At 65.2% G+C, this 17,903-nt stretch carries 15 protein-coding genes and 1 pseudogene; 4 read left to right on the forward strand and 12 right to left on the reverse strand.

Annotation, left to right across the window (positions count from 1 at the left end; translation table 11 throughout):
- Both OIN59_RS16660 and OIN59_RS16665 read right to left on the reverse strand, forming a co-directional pair.
- A pseudogene (locus OIN59_RS16660) lies at positions 1-126 on the reverse strand (5-dehydro-4-deoxyglucarate dehydratase); the annotation flags it as partial.
- 48 nt (positions 127-174) lie between these two features.
- A complete protein-coding gene (locus OIN59_RS16665) occupies positions 175-1,146 on the reverse strand; it encodes a Bug family tripartite tricarboxylate transporter substrate binding protein (protein ID WP_274112193.1) in 972 nt (323 codons plus the stop codon).
- A 378-nt stretch (positions 1,147-1,524) separates the two neighbouring features.
- Between OIN59_RS16665 and OIN59_RS16670 the strand changes: the two genes are divergently transcribed.
- On the forward strand, positions 1,525-2,622 hold the full coding sequence (locus OIN59_RS16670; protein WP_274112194.1) for a lactonase family protein: 1,098 nt from the start codon (positions 1,525-1,527) through the stop codon (positions 2,620-2,622).
- 100 nt (positions 2,623-2,722) lie between these two features.
- Positions 2,723-3,715, forward strand: coding sequence for a Bug family tripartite tricarboxylate transporter substrate binding protein (locus tag OIN59_RS16675; RefSeq protein ID WP_274112195.1), 993 nt, complete (start codon positions 2,723-2,725; stop codon positions 3,713-3,715).
- Between the two features lie 70 nt (positions 3,716-3,785).
- On the opposite strand, the gene OIN59_RS16680 is transcribed toward OIN59_RS16675, so the two are convergent.
- Positions 3,786-4,085, reverse strand: coding sequence for a helix-turn-helix domain-containing protein (locus OIN59_RS16680; RefSeq protein ID WP_274112196.1), 300 nt, complete (start codon positions 4,083-4,085; stop codon positions 3,786-3,788).
- A 254-nt stretch (positions 4,086-4,339) separates the two neighbouring features.
- Between OIN59_RS16680 and OIN59_RS16685 the strand changes: the two genes are divergently transcribed.
- Positions 4,340-6,376 (forward strand): tetratricopeptide repeat protein, encoded by a 2,037-nt coding sequence (locus OIN59_RS16685; RefSeq protein WP_274112197.1) that lies wholly within the window; start codon positions 4,340-4,342, stop codon positions 6,374-6,376.
- A gap of 34 nt (positions 6,377-6,410) precedes the next feature.
- Here OIN59_RS16685 and OIN59_RS16690 read toward each other — a convergent pair whose 3' ends face one another.
- From OIN59_RS16690 to OIN59_RS16725, 8 genes are all read right to left on the reverse strand, one after another.
- Positions 6,411-6,737 (reverse strand): EthD family reductase, encoded by a 327-nt coding sequence (locus OIN59_RS16690; protein WP_274112198.1) that lies wholly within the window; start codon positions 6,735-6,737, stop codon positions 6,411-6,413.
- 114 nt (positions 6,738-6,851) lie between these two features.
- Complete coding sequence (locus OIN59_RS16695; protein ID WP_274112301.1) at positions 6,852-8,696, reverse strand: ABC transporter ATP-binding protein; 1,845 nt, start codon at positions 8,694-8,696, stop codon at positions 6,852-6,854.
- Positions 8,697-8,802: 106 nt separating this feature from the next.
- Positions 8,803-9,270 carry a CopD family protein gene (locus OIN59_RS16700; RefSeq protein ID WP_274112199.1) on the reverse strand — a complete coding sequence of 156 codons (468 nt, stop codon included), beginning with the start codon at positions 9,268-9,270 and terminating at the stop codon, positions 8,803-8,805.
- Between the two features lie 134 nt (positions 9,271-9,404).
- Complete coding sequence (locus OIN59_RS16705) at positions 9,405-9,728, reverse strand: hypothetical protein (protein WP_274112200.1); 324 nt, start codon at positions 9,726-9,728, stop codon at positions 9,405-9,407.
- 18 nt (positions 9,729-9,746) lie between these two features.
- Positions 9,747-11,144: a sensor domain-containing protein gene (locus tag OIN59_RS16710; RefSeq protein ID WP_274112201.1), complete on the reverse strand. Its 1,398-nt coding sequence runs from the start codon at positions 11,142-11,144 to the stop codon at positions 9,747-9,749.
- A 105-nt stretch (positions 11,145-11,249) separates the two neighbouring features.
- The gene (locus OIN59_RS16715; RefSeq protein ID WP_274112202.1) at positions 11,250-12,116 is read right to left on the reverse strand and encodes an isocitrate lyase/PEP mutase family protein; all 867 of its coding nucleotides are present in this window, start codon (positions 12,114-12,116) and stop codon (positions 11,250-11,252) included.
- A 35-nt stretch (positions 12,117-12,151) separates the two neighbouring features.
- On the reverse strand, positions 12,152-13,183 hold the full coding sequence (locus OIN59_RS16720) for a Bug family tripartite tricarboxylate transporter substrate binding protein (protein ID WP_274112203.1): 1,032 nt from the start codon (positions 13,181-13,183) through the stop codon (positions 12,152-12,154).
- A gap of 100 nt (positions 13,184-13,283) precedes the next feature.
- On the reverse strand, positions 13,284-14,261 hold the full coding sequence (locus OIN59_RS16725) for a Bug family tripartite tricarboxylate transporter substrate binding protein (protein WP_274112204.1): 978 nt from the start codon (positions 14,259-14,261) through the stop codon (positions 13,284-13,286).
- A 204-nt stretch (positions 14,262-14,465) separates the two neighbouring features.
- Here OIN59_RS16725 and prpR point away from each other — a divergent pair, with 204 nt between their 5' ends.
- Positions 14,466-16,424, forward strand: coding sequence for a propionate catabolism operon regulatory protein PrpR (prpR, locus tag OIN59_RS16730; RefSeq protein ID WP_274112205.1), 1,959 nt, complete (start codon positions 14,466-14,468; stop codon positions 16,422-16,424).
- Between the two features lie 219 nt (positions 16,425-16,643).
- Here prpR and prpF read toward each other — a convergent pair whose 3' ends face one another.
- Positions 16,644-17,903, reverse strand: a complete 1,260-nt coding sequence (prpF, locus tag OIN59_RS16735; RefSeq protein ID WP_274112206.1) for a 2-methylaconitate cis-trans isomerase PrpF — start codon at positions 17,901-17,903, stop codon at positions 16,644-16,646.

A 17,903-nucleotide genomic window follows, 5' to 3' on the forward strand; every position in this document is an offset into this window, starting at 1 on the left:
GGGGGCCAGCCACTCCAGGCGCTCGATGTAGGTCTTGGGGCGGAAGTTGCCCTGCTCGTCAAAGTCGGTGATGGGGAAGGACAGCAGGCCGGAGCCCATGATGGATTTGAGTTCTTGCGGGGTCATGTCAGTGCGGGGGGTTAACAGGAAAATGGAGAAGCGGGAGCAGGGGGCTCAATCCAGCTTGATGTTGGCGGCCTTCACCACGCTGGCCCAGCGCGAGCGCTCCTTGGCGAAGAACTGGTCTTGCTCGGCGGGGGTCATGGTCACCACCTCGGCGCCCTGGCCAGCCAGGCGGGAGCGGATCTCCGGCGCGCGAATGGCGGTGATGAGCGCCTTGTTGAGCTTTTGCACCACGGCTTCTGGCGTGCCACGCGGCACCAGAATGCCTTGCCAGGTGCCCGACTCGAAGCCGGGAACGCCCTGCTCCGCAATGGTGGGCACGTCGCCGATCAGCGGCATGCGCGTGGCCTTGGAGACGCCCAGCACCTTGAGCTTGCCGTTCTGCACCTGGGGCAGGGTGGCCAGCATGCCGTTCATCAGCACCTGGGTCTGGCCCGCCACGGTGTCCTGGATGGCGGTGACGCCGCCCTTGTAGGGGATGTACTGCCAGCGTGCACCGGCGGCTCGCTCCAGTGCCACACCTGCGACGTGGGGGGCGCTGCCGGTGGCGGTGACGGCAAAGTTCAGGTCGTTCTTTTTCGAGTACGCCACCAGTTCCTTGAGATTGCTGACCGGCACCGAGGGGTGCACCACCAGCAGGTGGGGCGAGTAGGCCAGCATGGTCACGCCGCGCAGGTCCTTGGATGGGTCGAACGACAGCTTGGTGTAGACCGATGGGCTAATCGCCAGCGCGCCCACGTCGCACAGCAGCATGGTGTAGCCGTCGGGCTCGGCCTTGCTGACAAAGTCAGCGCCCAGGTTGCCGTTGGCACCGGGTTTGTTTTCGACGATTACCGATTGCTTGAGCGCCTCGGACATGGCCTGGCTGATCGAGCGCGCAATGATGTCCGAGCTGCCTCCTGGCGGGTAGGGCACCACGATGCGCAGGGTCTTGCTGGGCCAGTCGGCGGTCTGTGCCGTGGCGGATGCCGCAGCCAGTGCGGCGGTACAGGCCAGGAGGAGGGCGCGACGTTGCAGGCTCATGAATTGTCTCTGTGTGTTGATGTTGTTAGTCATCGTACAACTAGGCCGAGAAAAATACAACCTATCCTCTGAGTGTTCCTGGTGCATTCAATGGAATTCCAGGGTTTGTACTGAGATTTGCAGGCGTAAATTGCGCTTGAAAGCTCCGTTTGGAGTGGGTTCCAAAGTCCCGTATCACTTCGGGTAATCCCTTTCCCCGTCCATGCCAGACCTGAGTAAGAATGCGAGTCTTGTTGTATGACGACATATCACAAGCGTCTGATGCACCGTCGATTTTCCACCCTTCAGGTGGCTTCTAAGCCGCGCAGCCGAACCACAGCAACCACGATGGCCAGCGCACTTCGGAGCCGCAGTGCAGCCACTACCAGAGGACTTTGCATGACCATCGCATTTCGCATCCGCCGCCGGGCCGCTCCCGTGGTGCTGGCCGTCACTGCCGTGCTGGGCGCGCAGGTGGTGCAGGCCGCCACCTGGGTGTATGTGGCCAATGCCGACAGCCAGGATGTGTCTGTTCTGGAACTGGACCGCACCGCAGGAACGCTCAAGCCGGTGGACACCACTGCGCTGGGCGGTACCGCCATGCCCATGGCCGTCAGCCCGGACAAGCGTGTTCTGTATGTGGCGCTACGCTCGCAGCCGTTTCGGGTGGTCAGCCTGGCCATTGACCCGGCCAGCGGCAAGCTGCGCAAGCTGGGCGAGGCGCCACTGGCGGACAGCATGGCCAACATCGACACCGACGCCACCGGGCGCTGGCTGTTTGCGGCCTCCTACCCTGGGCACAAGATCACGGTCAACAGCATCGGCAAGGATGGGGTGGTGGGGGCTGTGCAGCAACTCATCCCCACCGCGCCCAACGCGCACGCCATCCATGTGGACGCGGCCAACCGCCATGTCTTTGCCACCAGCCTGGGTGGCGACCACCTGGTGGCCTGGAAGTTCGATGCCGAGACCGGCAAGCTCACTGCGCACGAGCCCGCGCTGACCCCGGTGGCGCCCGAAAAGTCCGGCCCCCGCCACTTTGTCTGGAGCCGCGACCAGCGCCACCTGTATCTGCTGGACGAGCTGGATGCCGCCGTGCATGTGATGGCCTACGACAAGGAGCGTGGCACGCTGCGCCCGCTGCAACGCTCCACCGCATTGCCTGCTGGCTTTACCGGCAAGCCCTGGGCTGCAGACATTCACCTGTCGCCTGACGGTCGCACGCTGTATGCGTCCGAGCGCACCTCCAGCACGCTGAGCAGTTTTCGCGTTGATGCCACCACCGGCCAGCTTCAGCCCCTGGGCCAAGTGCCCACTGAAAAGACTCCGCGCGGTTTTGCGGTGGATGCATCGGGCCGCTTCCTTATCACTGCAGGACAGGAGTCTCACCATGTCGCACTGCACACCATTGACGCAGTGACGGGGCTTCCCGGCATACCCACCCGCATTCCGGTGGGCAAGAACCCCAACTGGATCGAGATCGTCGATATGCCCTGAGCGAGTAAGGGCGTGGGTTCACGGGCTGCACCGACAACACGGCCTTCGCAGGCCCCCTCGCTCATCGTCCCCCCTTTTATTACCCCTAGGAGACAAACACATGCAACGCAGAACCCTGGTCCAATCCGCAGCCCTGGCAGCCGCAGGCGCGCTGACGGCGCTTCCCGCCATGGCCCAGACCACCTGGCCCACCGGCAAGCCCATCAGCTACGTGGTGCCCTTTGCAGCGGGTGGCACCACCGATACCCTGGCGCGCCTGATCGGCCAGCAACTCGGCACAGCCCTGGGCACCACGGTGGTGGTGGAGAACAAGGGCGGTGCGGCAGGCAGCATTGGCTCTGAGGCGGCCGCGCGCTCGGCCCCGGATGGCTACACGCTGCTGGGCGGTACCGTCAGCTCGCATGCCATCAACATCAGCCTGTACCCCAAGCTGGGCTACGACCCCATCAAGTCGTTCAGCCCCGTCACGCTGATCGGCACGAACCCGGTGGTGCTGGTGGTGTCCGCCGCAAGTCCCTACAAAACCTTGAAAGACGTGCTGACGGCCGCCAAGGGCAAGCAGGGCGGCTTGTCGTCGGCGTCGGCTGGCACAGGCAGCTCGCAGCACCTAGCGGTGGAGCTGTTGGCCTACAAATCGGGCGTGAAGTTCACGCACATCCCCTACAAGGGCAGCGGCCCCGCCATCCAGGACGTGATCAGCGGTCAGGTTGACATGATGTTCGACACCACCGTGGTGGCCGCCCCCCACATCCAGAGCGGCAAGCTGCGCGCCATTGCGGTCACATCGTCCAAGCGCCTGGCTTCCATGCCCGATGTGCCCACGGTGGCAGAGTCGGGTGTGGCCGAGCTCAAGGACTTTGAGGTGCAGTCCTGGCAGGCTGTCTTTGTGCCTGCGGGCACACCCACCCCTGTGGTCAGCCGCCTGCACGACGAGATCCGCAAGATCCTCGCCCAGCCCGACATGCAGACCCGCCTCAAGGGTTTTGGCATGGAGCCAGCCGACATGAATGTGACCCAGATTGCCGCGTTTCAGAAGGCTGAGGTCGAGAAGTGGGCGCAAGTCATCAAGGCCGCCAACATCAAGGTGGACTGATCGCCCGGGCGACCCCTTTTTTTCCCTGTAGAGACTTGGCGGAACTGCCTTCGGGCCGTTCCGCCTTTTTTTATGGGGCTGTGGTGGGTTGTGCGCGGGCGGGTGCGTCCGCTGATGGGGAGCGCGGGGTGAGCACGAGATCGGGATGCTGCCCGGTGAGCAACAGAAACATCGCGAACACCGGTCCCTGCATGTTGCGCTCGTCGGTCATGCTCTCCAGCGCCTGCCAGGTGCGCGACTGCACGCCGCCCCGGCTGCCGGTCTGCAGTGGGTAGCCCATGAGTTCGGCCGCTTGCGCCTGGCTGAGCCCGGCTGCAACGCGCGCGGCCTTGAGCTGCTCGCCGGTGGGCACAGGCATCGCAAGGGCCATGACAGAAAGTGGTGGTGTGGACATGAATTGCTATAAAAAAAGGAGCTTATGGCGTATGAAATACCGGCGCTACAGCCCATTCTTACCCAAAAAATGGAAGTCGCTATCCGAATGTGGTGCTGACACATCACTGGACAAAACAGAGAAGTGCCGCAGCGCATGCTGGCGGGGGGAGCTTCTAGAATTTGCTCTCATTTGACGAGCGTCAACACCCACAACAAGCCGCATTTCGAGCGGCATCCGAGGAGGGAGCCGTGAGTTACACCATCCAGATCTGGGCAAAGCCCGCCGATTGGCCGTGGCCCACCACCAAGGCCGAGGCGGACGCGCAGTACGAGCGTGCGGAGGCTGGCCCCAAAGTGCCGCTGAACCCCAAGTACGCAGCATGGGCCCAGGCCGTCGAGCAACGCTTTCCCGGGTTCTGGGACATCTACCTCGGCGACCCTGAAATCACCGACCCGACCTTCGGCGTGGGCATCAACACCCGCTTTCCGGATTGGGGTCCGCCGTTTGACGATGGCTGGGAGCAGGCGGCCCGCTTGGGCCTGAATCTGTATGACCCACAAAGTGGCGTGCACTACCTGGCCAATGGCGACGCCCCTGAGGAGCCCGACTTGCAAATGCGCCATGCATTACGTGCGCGGCAGGCGGGCGATGACGCCAAGGCCTGGGCCGAGTACCGGCGCGGGGCCGCGCGGGGCAACTCCCATGCGCTGTATGCGCTGGGCCGGGCCTTGCGATTTGGCACCATGGGCCAGCGCAGGCATTTCGATCTGGCGGCTGCCCTACAGCTCATGGGCGCGCACGATGCGGAGACTCGCAAAGACGCCCAAGCTTTCTACGAGCGCTTTCCGGACAAGGCCAAGGTCCGCGTTCAGGCTCTGATGGCACGGCTGAAGGCCGCCCCGGGCGAGACACTGCTGCAGATCGTGGACGAAGAACGCAAGGCAGTCGATGACGCTGTGGCCCGCAGCGAGCAACTGGCCTTGTGCTCGCGCAAGCGCATTGAAGCTGCAGACGCCCTGGAGCCCGCAGCGGCCCAGGGCCACGAGGTGGCAGCCTTTCTGCAGGCGCTGGAGACTGTGATCGGCTGGGAGCAGCCCAACTACGAGAACGCGCGCTCCTGGTGCCAGCGCGCGGCAGACTGGGACCATGAACCCGCCAAACGCCTGTTGGCCGTGATGTTCGAGCGCGGCTGGGGCGGACCGGCGGACGCCCAGCAGGCCGCCAAGTGGAGCGCCGCCGCGCAAGCGCAGCGGCAGCGAGCGCAACAAAAGAAGCAGGCCCAGGAAGCGTCCGAATCGCCCAGCGGCCTCAGCCTGGCGCCCATGGCTGCGGCCTCGTCTGCACCAGGTACCGCAGCGCCCCTGGTGTGGACTGGCAACCCCTTGCGCGACCTGCCTGGCTGGTACGCCCGCGAGGGAGACCCGCACGCTGCGTTCCACCTGGGCACCAGCGACGAGCATGGCCGCTATGGCGGCCCCGTGAACCTGGCTCAGGCCCGCGCCTGGTACGCCCAGGCGGCCGAGGCAGGCCACGCCGACGCCACCTACAACCTGGGCACGTTCATCGAAAGCGGCAAGGGCGGCCCCAAGGACGCGCTCGTGGCCAAGGCCTTGTTCATGCTGGCCAACACGCGGGGCACCACCATGCAAGTGGCCGACCTGCGCCTCGAGCCGCAAGAGCAGGGGCCCGTGCGGGCGCTGGTGATGGCACTGCGCGAGCCGGGGCGGCTGCGTGCCGTGCTGCAAGAGCGGGGACTCGCACCGAACCTGTCGGCGCCTGGTGGGACAGCCGCCAAGGCGGTGGGTGCAGCGGCAGCGGCGGGTCTGTCCGCAGGCGAGTGGGGGCGGGGTGACGGAGCCCAGCCCTCACCAGCCACAGCCAGGCCGCCCCAGCCCCAGACTTCGCGCTCGCAGGCTCCCAGGCCCTCACGCAGCCGCACGGGTCAGACACATCGCAGCGATGAAGGAGACGAAGACGATGCGTATGAAGATTCCCGCTACGGGCGCTCCACCTCTGCGTTTGCCTGGCACCTGGGTCATGCGGCGCTGGGCATCGGTGTGGCCAACGGGGCATTGCTGATGGCGTTCTTCAAGCCCGGAGCCAGCTTTCGCATGGGCATGTTGGTGCTGGGCCTGATCGCCGCGCTGGGCGCCTGGCGCACGGCGCGCGACTTTGACTGGTCGCCCCTGGCGCGCGCGGTGGTCGCCGCGCTGGCCGCCATCCCTTTGCTGGGCATGGGCGTGTGCCTGGGCCTGCTCTTCAAGGCCTTGCGCGAACGCGGGTAGTGGCGGACCCAACCACCGCATACCCCCGAGGCAGTCAGGCGGTCACAGGGTGCTCCAGCATCTGCGCAAAGTACGATTCGGGCTGGATGTTGGTGTAGTTGGGAATGTCTGCCGACAGTTCGGTCATCGTCGCCTTGGCGGCCGTTTGGGCCTGCTTCAGGTCGCTGAAGAACGCGTTGGTCAGCGCCACGATCTGGCCAGGGCGCGGCTCGCCAGGGTAGAGAACACGGTCGCTCTCCAGCCGCACCAGGCCCAGCGGCTGCAATGCTGCGCGGGCGATGCGCATGTGCTCGGAGTGGTAGTAGTTGTGGTTGAAGGTGGCGCCTTCACGCCAGCGGTAAACGGCGGTGACTTTGATCATCAGTGCGATTCCATCCGGTGGTTGAAACCCGCCACCGTAGGGACAACACACCCGCCGCACAGCCGCGTGCGCGACAGCGTGTCGCCCATGCGGCTCGTGTCCGTCCTCGCCGACTCAGTCTTCTTCCGATTCGCCCAGGAACCCGCCGCTCTGGTGGCCCCACAGCCGGGCATACACGCCGCCCTGGCCCAGCAGCTGCGCGTGTGTGCCTTCTTCCACAATGCGGCCCGCGTCCATCACGATGAGGCGGTCCATGGCGGCAATGGTGGACAGGCGGTGGGCAATGGCGATCACCGTCTTGCCGTGCATCAAGCCGTCCAGGCTTTGCTGGATGGCCGCTTCCACCTCGGAGTCGAGCGCGCTGGTGGCTTCGTCCAGCAGCAGGATGGGCGCGTCTTTCAGCATCACGCGTGCAATGGCCACACGCTGGCGCTGGCCACCCGAGAGCTTGACGCCGCGTTCGCCCACATGGGCGTCGTAGCCGGTGCGGCCCTGCAGGTCGGTGAGTGTGGCGATGAAGTCTGCCGCCTCGGCGCGCTCGGCCGCCTGGTGCAGGTCGGCCTCGCTGGCATCCGGGCGGCCATACAGGATGTTGTCGCGCATGGAGCGGTGCAGCAGAGACGTGTCTTGCGTGACCATGCCGATGTGGCGGCGCAGGCTGTCCTGGGTGACATGGGCAATGTCCTGCCCATCGATGAGAATGCGGCCCGACTGCACATCGTGAAAACGCAGCAGCAGGTTGACCAGCGTGGACTTGCCCGCACCCGAGCGGCCAATGAGCCCGATCTTTTCACCGGGGCGGATGGTCAGGTTGAGCTGATCGATAACGGGCTTGGCCTGTGGCCCGGTGCCGTAGGCAAAGCTCATGTTTTCGAAACGCACCTCGCCCTGCGTCACGGCCAGGGGGCGGGCATCGGGCGCATCGACCACGGCGCGTGGCCTGGTCAGTGTGTTGATGCCGTCCTGGATGGTGCCCACGCTCTCGAACAAGGTGGTCATCTCCCACATCACCCAGTGCGCGTGGCCGGATACGCGCAGCGTCATGGCGGTGACGGCGGCCACGGCGCCTGCGCCCACCTCGCCCGCTGACCACAGCCACAACGCGGTGCCGCAGGCGCCCAGGATCATCGCCACCACCAGCAACTGGTTGACGATCTCGAACAGGCTCACCAGGCGCATCTGCGCGTAGCCGGTGAGCTTGAAGGCGTCCATGGCCGCGCGCGCAAACTCAGACTCACGCCGCGTGTGTGAAAACAGCTTGACGGTGGCGATGTTGGTGTAGGCGTCGGTGATGCGCCCGGTCATCACCGAGCGCGCATCGGCCTGCTGCTTGCCTACCTGGCCCAGGCGCGGCACAAAGTACCAGCAGGCCAGGCCATAGGCCACCATCCACGCGGCAAACGGCAGCAGCAACCGCGCATCAAAGCCCGCCAACAGCACCAGGATGGTCACCAGGTAGATGCCCATGCCGATCACCACGTCGGTCGTCGTGAAGATCATGTCGCGCACGGCCAGCGCGGTCTGCATGATCTTGGTGGTGATGCGGCCTGCAAACTCGTCGGCGTAGAAGGCCATGCTCTGGCCCAGCATCAGCCGGTGGAAGTTCCAGCGCAGGCGCAGCGGAAAGTTGATAGCCAGCACCTGGTGTTTGATGCTGGTCTGAAGCGCCACCAGCACCACGGAGGTCAACAGCAGGGCGGTGATACCGATCAGCGCGCCTTGGCGCTCGGCCCACAGCGCGCCGGGGGCGGTAGTGGCAATCCAGTCCACCACATGGCCCAGCACCGCAAACAGCAGCGCTTCATAAATGGCAATGGCCGCAGACAGGCCCGCCATGGCGGCCACATAGCCTCGCAGGCCACGGGTGCCGTCCCACACAAACGCCAAAAAGGCCTTGGGTGGCAAGTGTGGCTCTGCAGCGGGATAGGGGGGAAGCCGGCTTTCGAAAAAACGGAACAACGTCAAAACTCCTGGGGCCACATAGCGGGTGCCGCCGCGCAGTGCGGCGGCCCGTGGGCCCATCAACATGGGGCTGCTCGGCGGGGGGATGGAGGCTAGCTGGCGGCTAGACCAGCAGCGTGACCACGATGATCACCACGCCCAGCGCTAGATTCACGCCCACCCAGCTGCGGATGCTGCCCAGGGCCTTGGCACCGCTGGGCCAGTCCGACGCCGCCACGGCGTGCTGCAGGCGCCTGAACAGCGCAAAGCGAATGTGGCCGAAGATGGCCATCATCACCAGGCCCAGCGTGGCCATGATGGTCCAGTCCAGCGGCATGGAGAACACCCCGCCGGTCTGGACGGCCTGCTTGGCCGCGCGGCCGATCATCCATAGGCCGCTGACCAACGCCACCGCCACCGCGACGGTCACTGCCGCAAAAAAACGCTGCATCACGTCATGCATCAACCGCACGCGCTGCGGCGGCTCCAGCGCTTGCGCGGCAGGCCGCAGAAAGAAATGAGCGAACACCATGCCCCCCACCCACACGATGATGGACAGGACATGGACAAGCTTCAAGGCGTTGTAGAGCATGGGTGTGTGGCGCTGGGCGCCGAGTGTGGTGAAGTGACCCAGTGATGGGCCAGAGCATCCGGCCGGGGGGTGCGAATGCCAGGCCGCATTGTGCGGTGATATGCCTGCGGCGGTGGGCTCCGGCCCAAGAACCCCTATGTGTCTGCGTGGCCATCTGGCTTGTGCAAGAGTGCCTTGGCCAGGCGCCACAGTGGGGGCAGCAGCAGGGCCGCGGCCATTGGCACCCACACGGCCATGTAGCACCAGCTGGCCGGTCCGCTGTGGCCCACGCTTTCGATGCCTGTCGTGCGCTCCAGCCATGACCACACCGGATAGAGCATCAGCGTGACGGAAAGGGCCACCGGCAAGGCCGCCCCAGCCAGTCCCAACCGCACCGCCAACTGCAGTAAGAGCGCCTTGGTTCCTTTGTATGCCCCCACCGAAGTCGCCTCAGAGCCAGGGGCGGACGTGTGCAACACGGGCTGGCAACATGGACATCAGGAATGCTGGGACACCAGCGCCACCCGCACCTGGTTTCCGCCGTTGCGCTTGGACAGGTACATGGCCTCGTCGGCGTGGCCCAGCAGGTGGTGCTCTTCGCCGCCATGCTCGGGGTAGATGGCCACGCCGATGCTGGGCTGGATGTAGAGGCGCTGGCCTTCGAGGTCGAAGTCCTGGCCAAAGGCGGCGAGTATCTTGTTGGCGGCTGTGGTGGCGTGCTCGCGGGCCTGGCCGCCCTCGAGCAGCACCACAAATTCATCGCCCCCCAGCCGCGCCACGGTATCGGACGCCCGCACGCATTCGAGCAGCCGCTGTGCCACCCGCTGCAGCAGCAGGTCGCCCATGGCGTGGCCCAGCGTGTCGTTCACTTCCTTGAAGCGGTCCAGGTCAATGAACAGCAGCGACAGCAGCGTCTGCTCGCGCCGCGCGCGGGCCAGGGCTGTCTTGAGCCGGTCCAGAAACAACTGGCGGTTGGGCAGGTGCGTGAGCTGGTCGTACTGCGCCATGTGTTCCAGGCGCTCATACATCTGCTTGCGTTCAATGGCGGCCGCCACCTGGGTGGAGACGAACTGCAGCAGCTCCTTGTCCTTGTCGGTGTAGCGGCCTTGTTCGGTATAGCTTTGCAGCACCAGCGCTCCTAGCGGACCGCGCTGCGTCTGCAAGGGAACGCCCAGCCAGTACAGCGGCCCCTGCGCCCCTGGTGCCGCAGCGGTAGCCGCCTGGGCGGCATGCGATGCGGGGCGCCAGTGGGTAGCCTTCGCTACCAAGGCGTCTGGCGTGAGCAGCAAGGTGGCGCCGCCACGGATCACCTCCGCATAACGCGCGTCTTCAGCCAGTGCCATGGGCTCGGGCGCGGGCAGATGCTCGTTCACGTGGTACGGAAAGCTCAGCCGGTCGTCGTGTGGGTCGTACAGGGCCACCGCAAAATTGGTGGCGGGCAACAGGCCGCCAACAATCTGGTGAATATGCAGGAACAGCGCCTGCAGGTTGTGCGTGGTGTGCGCGGCTTCGGAGATGGCATAGATCACCGCCTGCATCGATTCGGTGGCTTTGCGCTCGGTGATGTCATGCGCCACGGCCAGCCGCACCTGCATGTCGGGCAGCCAGCGGGCCGTCCAGCGGATGTGGGCAATGGAGCCGTCCTTGCGCACATAGCGGTTCTCAAACTGCAGCTGCAGCTCGCCCTGTGTCACGATCTGGGCCTGATGCTGCGTGGCTGCCAGGTCATCGGGGTGCACCAGGTCCAGCATGCGCTTGCCGATCACTTCGTCGGGTGCGTAGCCAAAGATGCGCTCGAACGCCGGGCTGACAAACACAATCGTGCTGTCCACCTGGACAACGCAGACGGCATCAAGCAACAGGTCCACCAGGTTGAACGAAGAAATGCTTTGCATGGGGCAGCGCGCACGGTGTGCTGGAAAAGCCCATTGTGCCCGGCCCCGGTGGCTTGTGCGGCCCCTGGGGTAAAAACGCGACGGGTGCTGGCCCCGTGCGCGGCGCTACGGCCTGGCGTACTTTGTCTCCAGCGCATCCCAGTCGGCCTTGCGCACCAGCCGCTGGCGCTCTGCGAACGGCGCCACCAGCACAGGGTCCTCGTCGATGCGCTGGTTGTCGCGCAGCACGGTCAACGCCTTTTGCATGCCCGCCACCGCGCCTTGCAGCGCCGCGTTGGCATACAACACCAGGCCGTAGCCCAGGCCCGCCAGTTCTTCAGCGCTGGTGATGGGGGTCTTGCCGCCGATCACCATGTTCATCAACTGCGGCGCCGCCAGCCGCTGGGGCAGGGCGCGGATCTCGTCCAGCGAGGTGACGGCCTCGACAAACAGGATGTCGGCACCCGCCTCCTGAAAACGCTGGGCACGCTCCACGGCGGCCTCAAAGCCCTGGGTGGCGCAGGCATCGGTGCGGGCCAGGATGAGGGTGTCCGGGTCTCGGCGTGCGTCGACGGCGGCCTTGATCTTGCCGAGCATTTCGTCGGTACTGATCACGTCCTTGCCGTTGAAGTGCCCGCAGCGTTTGGGGCTGACCTGGTCTTCCAACTGAATACAGTCGGCCCCCGCGCGTTCCAGCGTGCGCACCGCATGGTAGGTGTTGAGCGCGTTGCCAAAGCCGGTGTCAGCATCGACGATGAGCGGTAGCTCCACCGCGTCGCGGATGCGCGCCGTGTGGTCGGCAATGTCGGTCAGCCCCATGAAGGCCTGGTCCGGCAGGCCAAACCACATGTTGGTGACGCCCGCGCCGGTGATGTAGATGGCTTCAAAGCCCAGGTCAGCCACCACGCGGGCAGAGAGGGCGTTGAACGCGCCGGGCACGATGACGCCACGGCGGGCCTGGGCCAGGGCTTTGAGTTGTTGTTTGGTATTCATGGTTCTTTGCGAAAAAGGGGTTGATGCGGACTCGCTCAGTCCAGTGAGATCTTGGCCGCCTTGATCACGGGCTCCCACTTGGCGCGTTCGGCATCGAGAAACTTGCCATACGCCTCGGGCGTTCCGCCCGCGATCAAGCCACCGCTGCTTTCAATCATTTCGCGTAGCGCAAGGTCATTCTTGAGGGCGTTGTTGACAGCCTGATTGAGCTTGGCGATCAAGGCGGGTGGCGTGCTGGCGGGGGCGATCATGCCCAGCCAGTTGTACGACTCGAAGCCTTTGATACCGGCTTCATCCAGCGTTGGCACATCGGGCAAAACAGCCAGGCGCTTTTTGCTCGATACGGCCAGGGCGTTGATCTTTTTGGCTTTGATGGACGGCAGGGCCGAGTACCCCATCTCAAACATCATGGCCAGGTGTCCGCCCATCAGGTCTGCCGCTGCCAGCGAGCCGCCCTTGTAGGGCACATGCGTCATCTGCGTGTTTGTCTGATAGGCAAGCAGCTCGCCTGACAGGTGGTGTGCGCCACCCACACCCGACGAGCCAAATGTCAGCTCTCCCGGCTTGGCCTTGGCAAAGGCCACTAGCTCCTGCACGTTCTTGAACGGCTGGTTCAGAGCGGTGGTGAGGAACAGCGGCGCCTCTTCGATCAGGATGATGGGCTTGAGCGCCGTTTTGGCGTCATACGGCATCTTCTTCATCAGCATGGGGTTGGTGACCAGTGGGCCCGGGGAGCCAAAGCCAAAGGTGTGGCCGTCGGTGGCCTTGGCGATGGCATCGGTGCCCGTGACGCCTCCCGCGCCGCCCCGGTTGTCCACGATGACGGGTTGTCCCAGTGCCTTGCCTAGTTGTTCGGCAATCAGGCGAGCGCGCGTGTCTGCATAACCCCCTGCGGCATACGGGACGATGAGGCGCACGGTGCGCGTGGGCCAGGCGTCGGCACCCTGGGCTCTGGCCAGATGGGGTGCGCCCACCAGGGCGCAGGCTGCGATGGCGACAGACAGCGCCGTGGCGCCGCGCAAGGTGGATTGCACGGTTGCGAGAAGTGTGGTTTGGAGCGAAATCATGGATTGGCGCGTCGATTTAATAGCTTTGGGAATCGGGGCGTTTTCGGACTCCAGCGCCCGTGTATGAAGCGTCATGTGCTATATATTTTGATGAATTCGATTATTTTTCCTGCATGCGCGCTGCCTTGACGATTTCGCCCAGTCGCTTGCGCTCGGCGTCCACAAACACCACGAATTCGGCACGCGTGCCGCCGATCGGCTCAATGCCCAGACCGGTGAGTTTTGCGACCGTGGCGGGTTCATGCATGGCTTTGTCTACGGCGGCGGCCACCTTATCCAGCACGGTGGCGGGTGTGCCCGTGGGCGCGTGGATGCCCGCCCAGTGCGCGATCTGCACGTCTGCAAACCCCTGTTCCACGGCGGTGGACAACTGGGGGTAGGCCGAGATGCGCTGCGTCCACGTCGTCGCCAAGGCTTTGAACCTGCCGTCCTTCAGGATATGGGGCAGGGCAATGATGCTGGCCTCGGATGTGCCTTCCACCTGGCCACCCAACACGGCGGTGGTGCTTTCTCCTCCACTCTTGTAGGGCACGGGCTGCAGTTGTGCTCCGTATTTCACGTTCAGCATCTCGGCCACAAAGTGGGGCGTGCTGCCGGTGCCGGCCGTGGCAAAGTTAAACCCTTGGCCCTTTTTGGACGCCTCGACAAAGTCGCGCAGGTTGTTGTACGGCGCGTTTTTGGGCACCACGATCACCGAAGGGGCCAGCCCGATCATGACCAGCGGCGTGAGCGCATCGTCCTTGAAGGGCATGGTCTTCTTGATCATGCTGTTGGAGATCACCCCAGCCGCGCTGACCAGCAGCGTGTAGCCATCAGGCGCCGCCTTGGCCACGATGTCGGCGCCCACGGTGCCGCCCGCGCCCGCTCGGTTGTCCACCACGATGGGCTGCCCGAGAATTTTGGAGGCCCCCTCGGCCGCAGCCCGTGCCATCAGGTCGTTGGCGCCTCCTGCTGCGAACGGCACGACCAGGCGGATAGGCTTGCTGGGCCAGGCTTCTTGCGCCTCGACTCGCGTAGTCAGCAGCCCGCAGGCCGCGAAAGCGGCGCAGACCAGCGTGGTGCGGTGGATCAATGTCATGGGTGTCTCCGTAAAAGGTCGTTGTGTCCGGTCTTTGCAATGCGTGTGCCAAGCATCCAGGGGGGTCTGCGGCGTGGGGTAAGTGCTTGACCGCACAGCATTTTTTCAAAAAGACCCACCGTGATCGGATCTTCTGGATGGGCGTGGTGTTTCAATAATGAAATAATTCATTGCATGAATGAATCAATGTTGCAGTCGCCTGAAATGGCTATGCCCCACATCGTCACCGTGGGGCGCCATCGCATTGGCCGCGTGCTGGAGCGCTTGGCCGGAGGCATTGCACACCAAGCGCGTGTTGCGCACATCAGCGCGTCGTTCGACACCGCTGTTGACGCCCTGCTGGCGCTGCATGCGCGCACGCCGATCGACGCACTGGTGGTGGCCGGGGCCAGTGGCGCCTGGATACGCGAGCGCGTGGACATTCCCGTGGCGATGATCGAGGTGCGCGGCTTTGACTTGTTGGGCGCGCTGGCCAGGGCGCGCGCGCTGTCGCCGCGTGTGGGCCTGGTCACGTTGGACGGGCCGTCGGATCTGCTGGCCCGGTTTGATGCGCAATTTGGTGTGGGCATTGCCCAGTTCAGCTATCACGGGCCAGAAGATGCGCACAGTTGCGTGCAGGCCATGCGGGCCGCAGGCATTGGCGCCGTGGTGGCGCCGGGCCTGGTAGCCGACCTGGCGCAAGAGGCTGGCATAGCCAGTGTGCTGCTGTATTCAGACGATGCCGTGCTGCAGGCCTTGAACGAGGCCGTGCTGCTGGCCCGCCATCGTCTGGCCGAGCGCGCCCGCCACCAGCGGCTGGAGACGATTCTGAGTCAACTGCAAGACGGCGTGGTGGCGGTGGATTGCGATCAGCGCATACAGGCGCTCAACCCCACCATGGCGGCCTTGCTGGGCACACCGGCCGGGCAGTTGCACGGCCGCGCCCTGGACGATGTGGCCCCACAACTGGACATGGCGGCTACGCTGCAGCAGCGCGAAAGCAGCGAAGAAGTAGTGCAGTTGGCTCTGCGCACCCAGGTCGTGCGCCGCGCACCTATTGTTGAAAACGGCGTGCTCACCGGTGCGCTGCTGGTGTGCCGCGACCCATCGGTCATCCAGAACGCCGACCGCCACCTGCGCGCCAACCAGCGCCAGCGTGGCTCGGGGGTGCGCTGGCGCATCGATGACTATGTGGGCGACAGCCCTGCCGTGGTGCGCCTGCGGGCGCTGGCGCGCCAGTGCGCCGGCAGTGATGCCACCGTGCTCATCATGGGCGAGAGCGGCACCGGCAAAGAACTGGTGGCCCAAGGTATCCACCGCGCCAGTCGCCGCGCAGCGCAGCCCTTTTTGGCCGTGAACTGCGCCGCTTTAGGCGAGAGCCTGCTGGAGAGCGAGCTTTTTGGCTACGAAGAAGGCGCCTTCACCGGGGCGCGCCGGGGAGGCAAGACTGGGTTGATCGAAGCGGCGCATACCGGCACCTTGTTTCTCGACGAAATCGGCGACATGCCGCTGGCGCTGCAGTCGCGCCTGCTGCGCGTGCTGCAAGAGCGCGAAGTGCTGCGCGTGGGCTCCACCACGCCCGTGCCGGTGGATGTGCGCGTGATTGCCGCCACCCACGCCGACCTGGGCATGCAGGTCGGCAAAGGACTGTTCCGCCGCGACCTGTACTACCGCTTGGCCGTGTTGCGCCTGGCCACGCCCGCGCTGCGCGAGCGCGCAACCAGCGACGTGGCCCAGCTCGCACAGACACTGCTGCAGCGCCGCCTGAAAGCCTCAACCGCTCATGCCCCCGATGCCGCGCAAGAAGCCAGAAATGCCGCTGTCGCCCACACGCTACTGACCACCGTGCTGCAGCGCACAGTCGCCTACCCATGGCCCGGCAACGTGCGCGAGCTGGAGAACTGGACTGAGCGCTTGCTGGCATGCCAAAACTATGTATGGAGCGCGCAGGGCGGGGTAGACGCTGCGCGGCTGCTGGAGGTGTTCCCCGAATGCACCGAGCCTGTGCCGCTGGCGGCTCCCGACAATGCCCCGGCCATCCCGCTGCCGCTCAAAGACACCCGCCACCGCGCAGAGCAGCAGCGCGTGCGCGAGGTGCTTGCATCGGTGGGAGGTGACCAGCGGCAGGCGTGCGAGATTTTGGGGATCAGCCGGGCGACACTGTGGCGCCGGATGAAGGGGTAGGGCGCGCGCGACACGATGCGCCCCGTGGGTAGTTGCTTCTCTTTTGTGGCTGCCAGCGCTTGACATCAAGCGCGGGGGCATTTTGTGCATGGTTGTAGGGGCGCGCTGCAACGGTCTTGCTACGAGCGCAGGCGGTGTCGCGACACATCCTAGGCACCGGAAAGCCAAACCATCACGTGCCAGGTTTAGGCATCCGGATAACGCCGCAGCGCCAACCGTTCACCTCTCCACCAACACATCCCCCGGCACCCGCACCCAGCCTTCCATCAAAATCCGCGCGCTGCGGCTCATGATGGCTTTGGTGACCTGCCACTGGCCGTCTACCAGGGCGGTCTCGGCGCCCACGCGCAGGGTGCCGGAGGGGTGGCCAAAACGCACAGATTGGCGCGGGGCGCCGCCCCCATGGATCGCGCCTGCGTCCTCCGCGCCACCAGCGGCCCGGTGGACCAGCGTGCCAGGGATGGCTGCCGCCACGCCGATGGCGACCGCGGCGGTACCCATCATGGCGTGGTGCAGTTTGCCCATGGAAAGGGCGCGCACGAGCAGGTCCACATCCCTCGCATTTACCTCTTTGCCGCTGGATGTGGTGTAGCTGGAGGGAGGCGCCACGAAAGCAATTTTGGGGGTGTGCTGGCGGTTGGTGGCTTCTGACTCGTGCTGGATCAGGCCCATGTGTAGGGCGCCCTGGGCGCGAATGGCTTCAAACCGGGCCAGCGCGTGGGCGTCTTCGTTGATGGCGGCTTGGGGTTCGCGGCCGGTGTAGCCCAGGTCTTGGGCGTTCAGGAAGATGGTGGGGATGCCCGCGTTGATGAGCGTGGCGGAAATGCGGCCTACGCCAGGAACGTCCAGCTCGTCAACGAGATGCCCGGTCGGGAACATGGCGCCAGCATTGCCGTCGTTGCCGTCGCCCTCGGCGGCCGGGTCGATGAACTCCAGCGCCACTTCTGCCGCAGCAAAGGTCACACCGTCGAGTTCGAAATCGCCGGTTTCCTGCACCTGGCCGTCTGTGATGGGCACGTGGGTGACGATGGTTTTGCCGATGTTGGCCTGCCAGATGCGGATGGTGGCCGTGCCGTTGGCGGGGATGCGCGCCGCGTCGATCAGGCCCATGTGGATGGCACAGGGGCCCACGGCGGCCGAGAGGTTGCCGCAGTTGCCGCTCCAGTCCACAAAGGGTTGGTCGATGCTGACCTGGCCAAACAAATAGTCCACATCGTGGTCGGGCCGCGTGCTGCGGCTCAAGATCACGGCCTTGCTGGTGCTGGACGACGCATTGCCCATGCCGTCGATCTGTTTGCCATAGGGGTCGGGGCTGCCCAGCACGCGCAGCAGAATGGCGTCGCGCACGGCGCCGGGTTGCTGCGCTGCGACGGGCAGGTCCTGCAGCTTGAAGAACACGCCTTTGCTGGTGCCGCCGCGCAGGTAGGTGGCGGCGATCTTGATTTGTGGCGCGGGGTGGGTGGTAGAGGCGGTTGTCAT

Source organism: Acidovorax benzenivorans, assembly GCF_028680575.1.
Lineage (GTDB): Bacteria > Pseudomonadota > Gammaproteobacteria > Burkholderiales > Burkholderiaceae_C > Acidovorax > Acidovorax benzenivorans.

Coding starts and splice junctions, on each gene's coding strand:
- OIN59_RS16670 (WP_274112194.1), top strand. CDS start 1,525: ATGACCATCGCATTTCGCATCCGCCGCCGGGCCGCTCCCGTGGTGCTG.
- prpR (WP_274112205.1), top strand. CDS start 14,466: ATGGCTATGCCCCACATCGTCACCGTGGGGCGCCATCGCATTGGCCGC.
- OIN59_RS16665 (WP_274112193.1), bottom strand. CDS start 1,146: ATGAGCCTGCAACGTCGCGCCCTCCTCCTGGCCTGTACCGCCGCACTG.
- OIN59_RS16675 (WP_274112195.1), top strand. CDS start 2,723: ATGCAACGCAGAACCCTGGTCCAATCCGCAGCCCTGGCAGCCGCAGGC.
- OIN59_RS16680 (WP_274112196.1), bottom strand. CDS start 4,085: ATGGCCCTTGCGATGCCTGTGCCCACCGGCGAGCAGCTCAAGGCCGCG.
- OIN59_RS16700 (WP_274112199.1), bottom strand. CDS start 9,270: ATGCTCTACAACGCCTTGAAGCTTGTCCATGTCCTGTCCATCATCGTG.
- OIN59_RS16725 (WP_274112204.1), bottom strand. CDS start 14,261: ATGACATTGATCCACCGCACCACGCTGGTCTGCGCCGCTTTCGCGGCC.
- OIN59_RS16720 (WP_274112203.1), bottom strand. CDS start 13,183: ATGATTTCGCTCCAAACCACACTTCTCGCAACCGTGCAATCCACCTTG.
- OIN59_RS16690 (WP_274112198.1), bottom strand. CDS start 6,737: ATGATCAAAGTCACCGCCGTTTACCGCTGGCGTGAAGGCGCCACCTTC.
- OIN59_RS16710 (WP_274112201.1), bottom strand. CDS start 11,144: ATGCAAAGCATTTCTTCGTTCAACCTGGTGGACCTGTTGCTTGATGCC.
- OIN59_RS16715 (WP_274112202.1), bottom strand. CDS start 12,116: ATGAATACCAAACAACAACTCAAAGCCCTGGCCCAGGCCCGCCGTGGC.
- prpF (WP_274112206.1), bottom strand. CDS start 17,903: ATGACAACCGCCTCTACCACCCACCCCGCGCCACAAATCAAGATCGCC.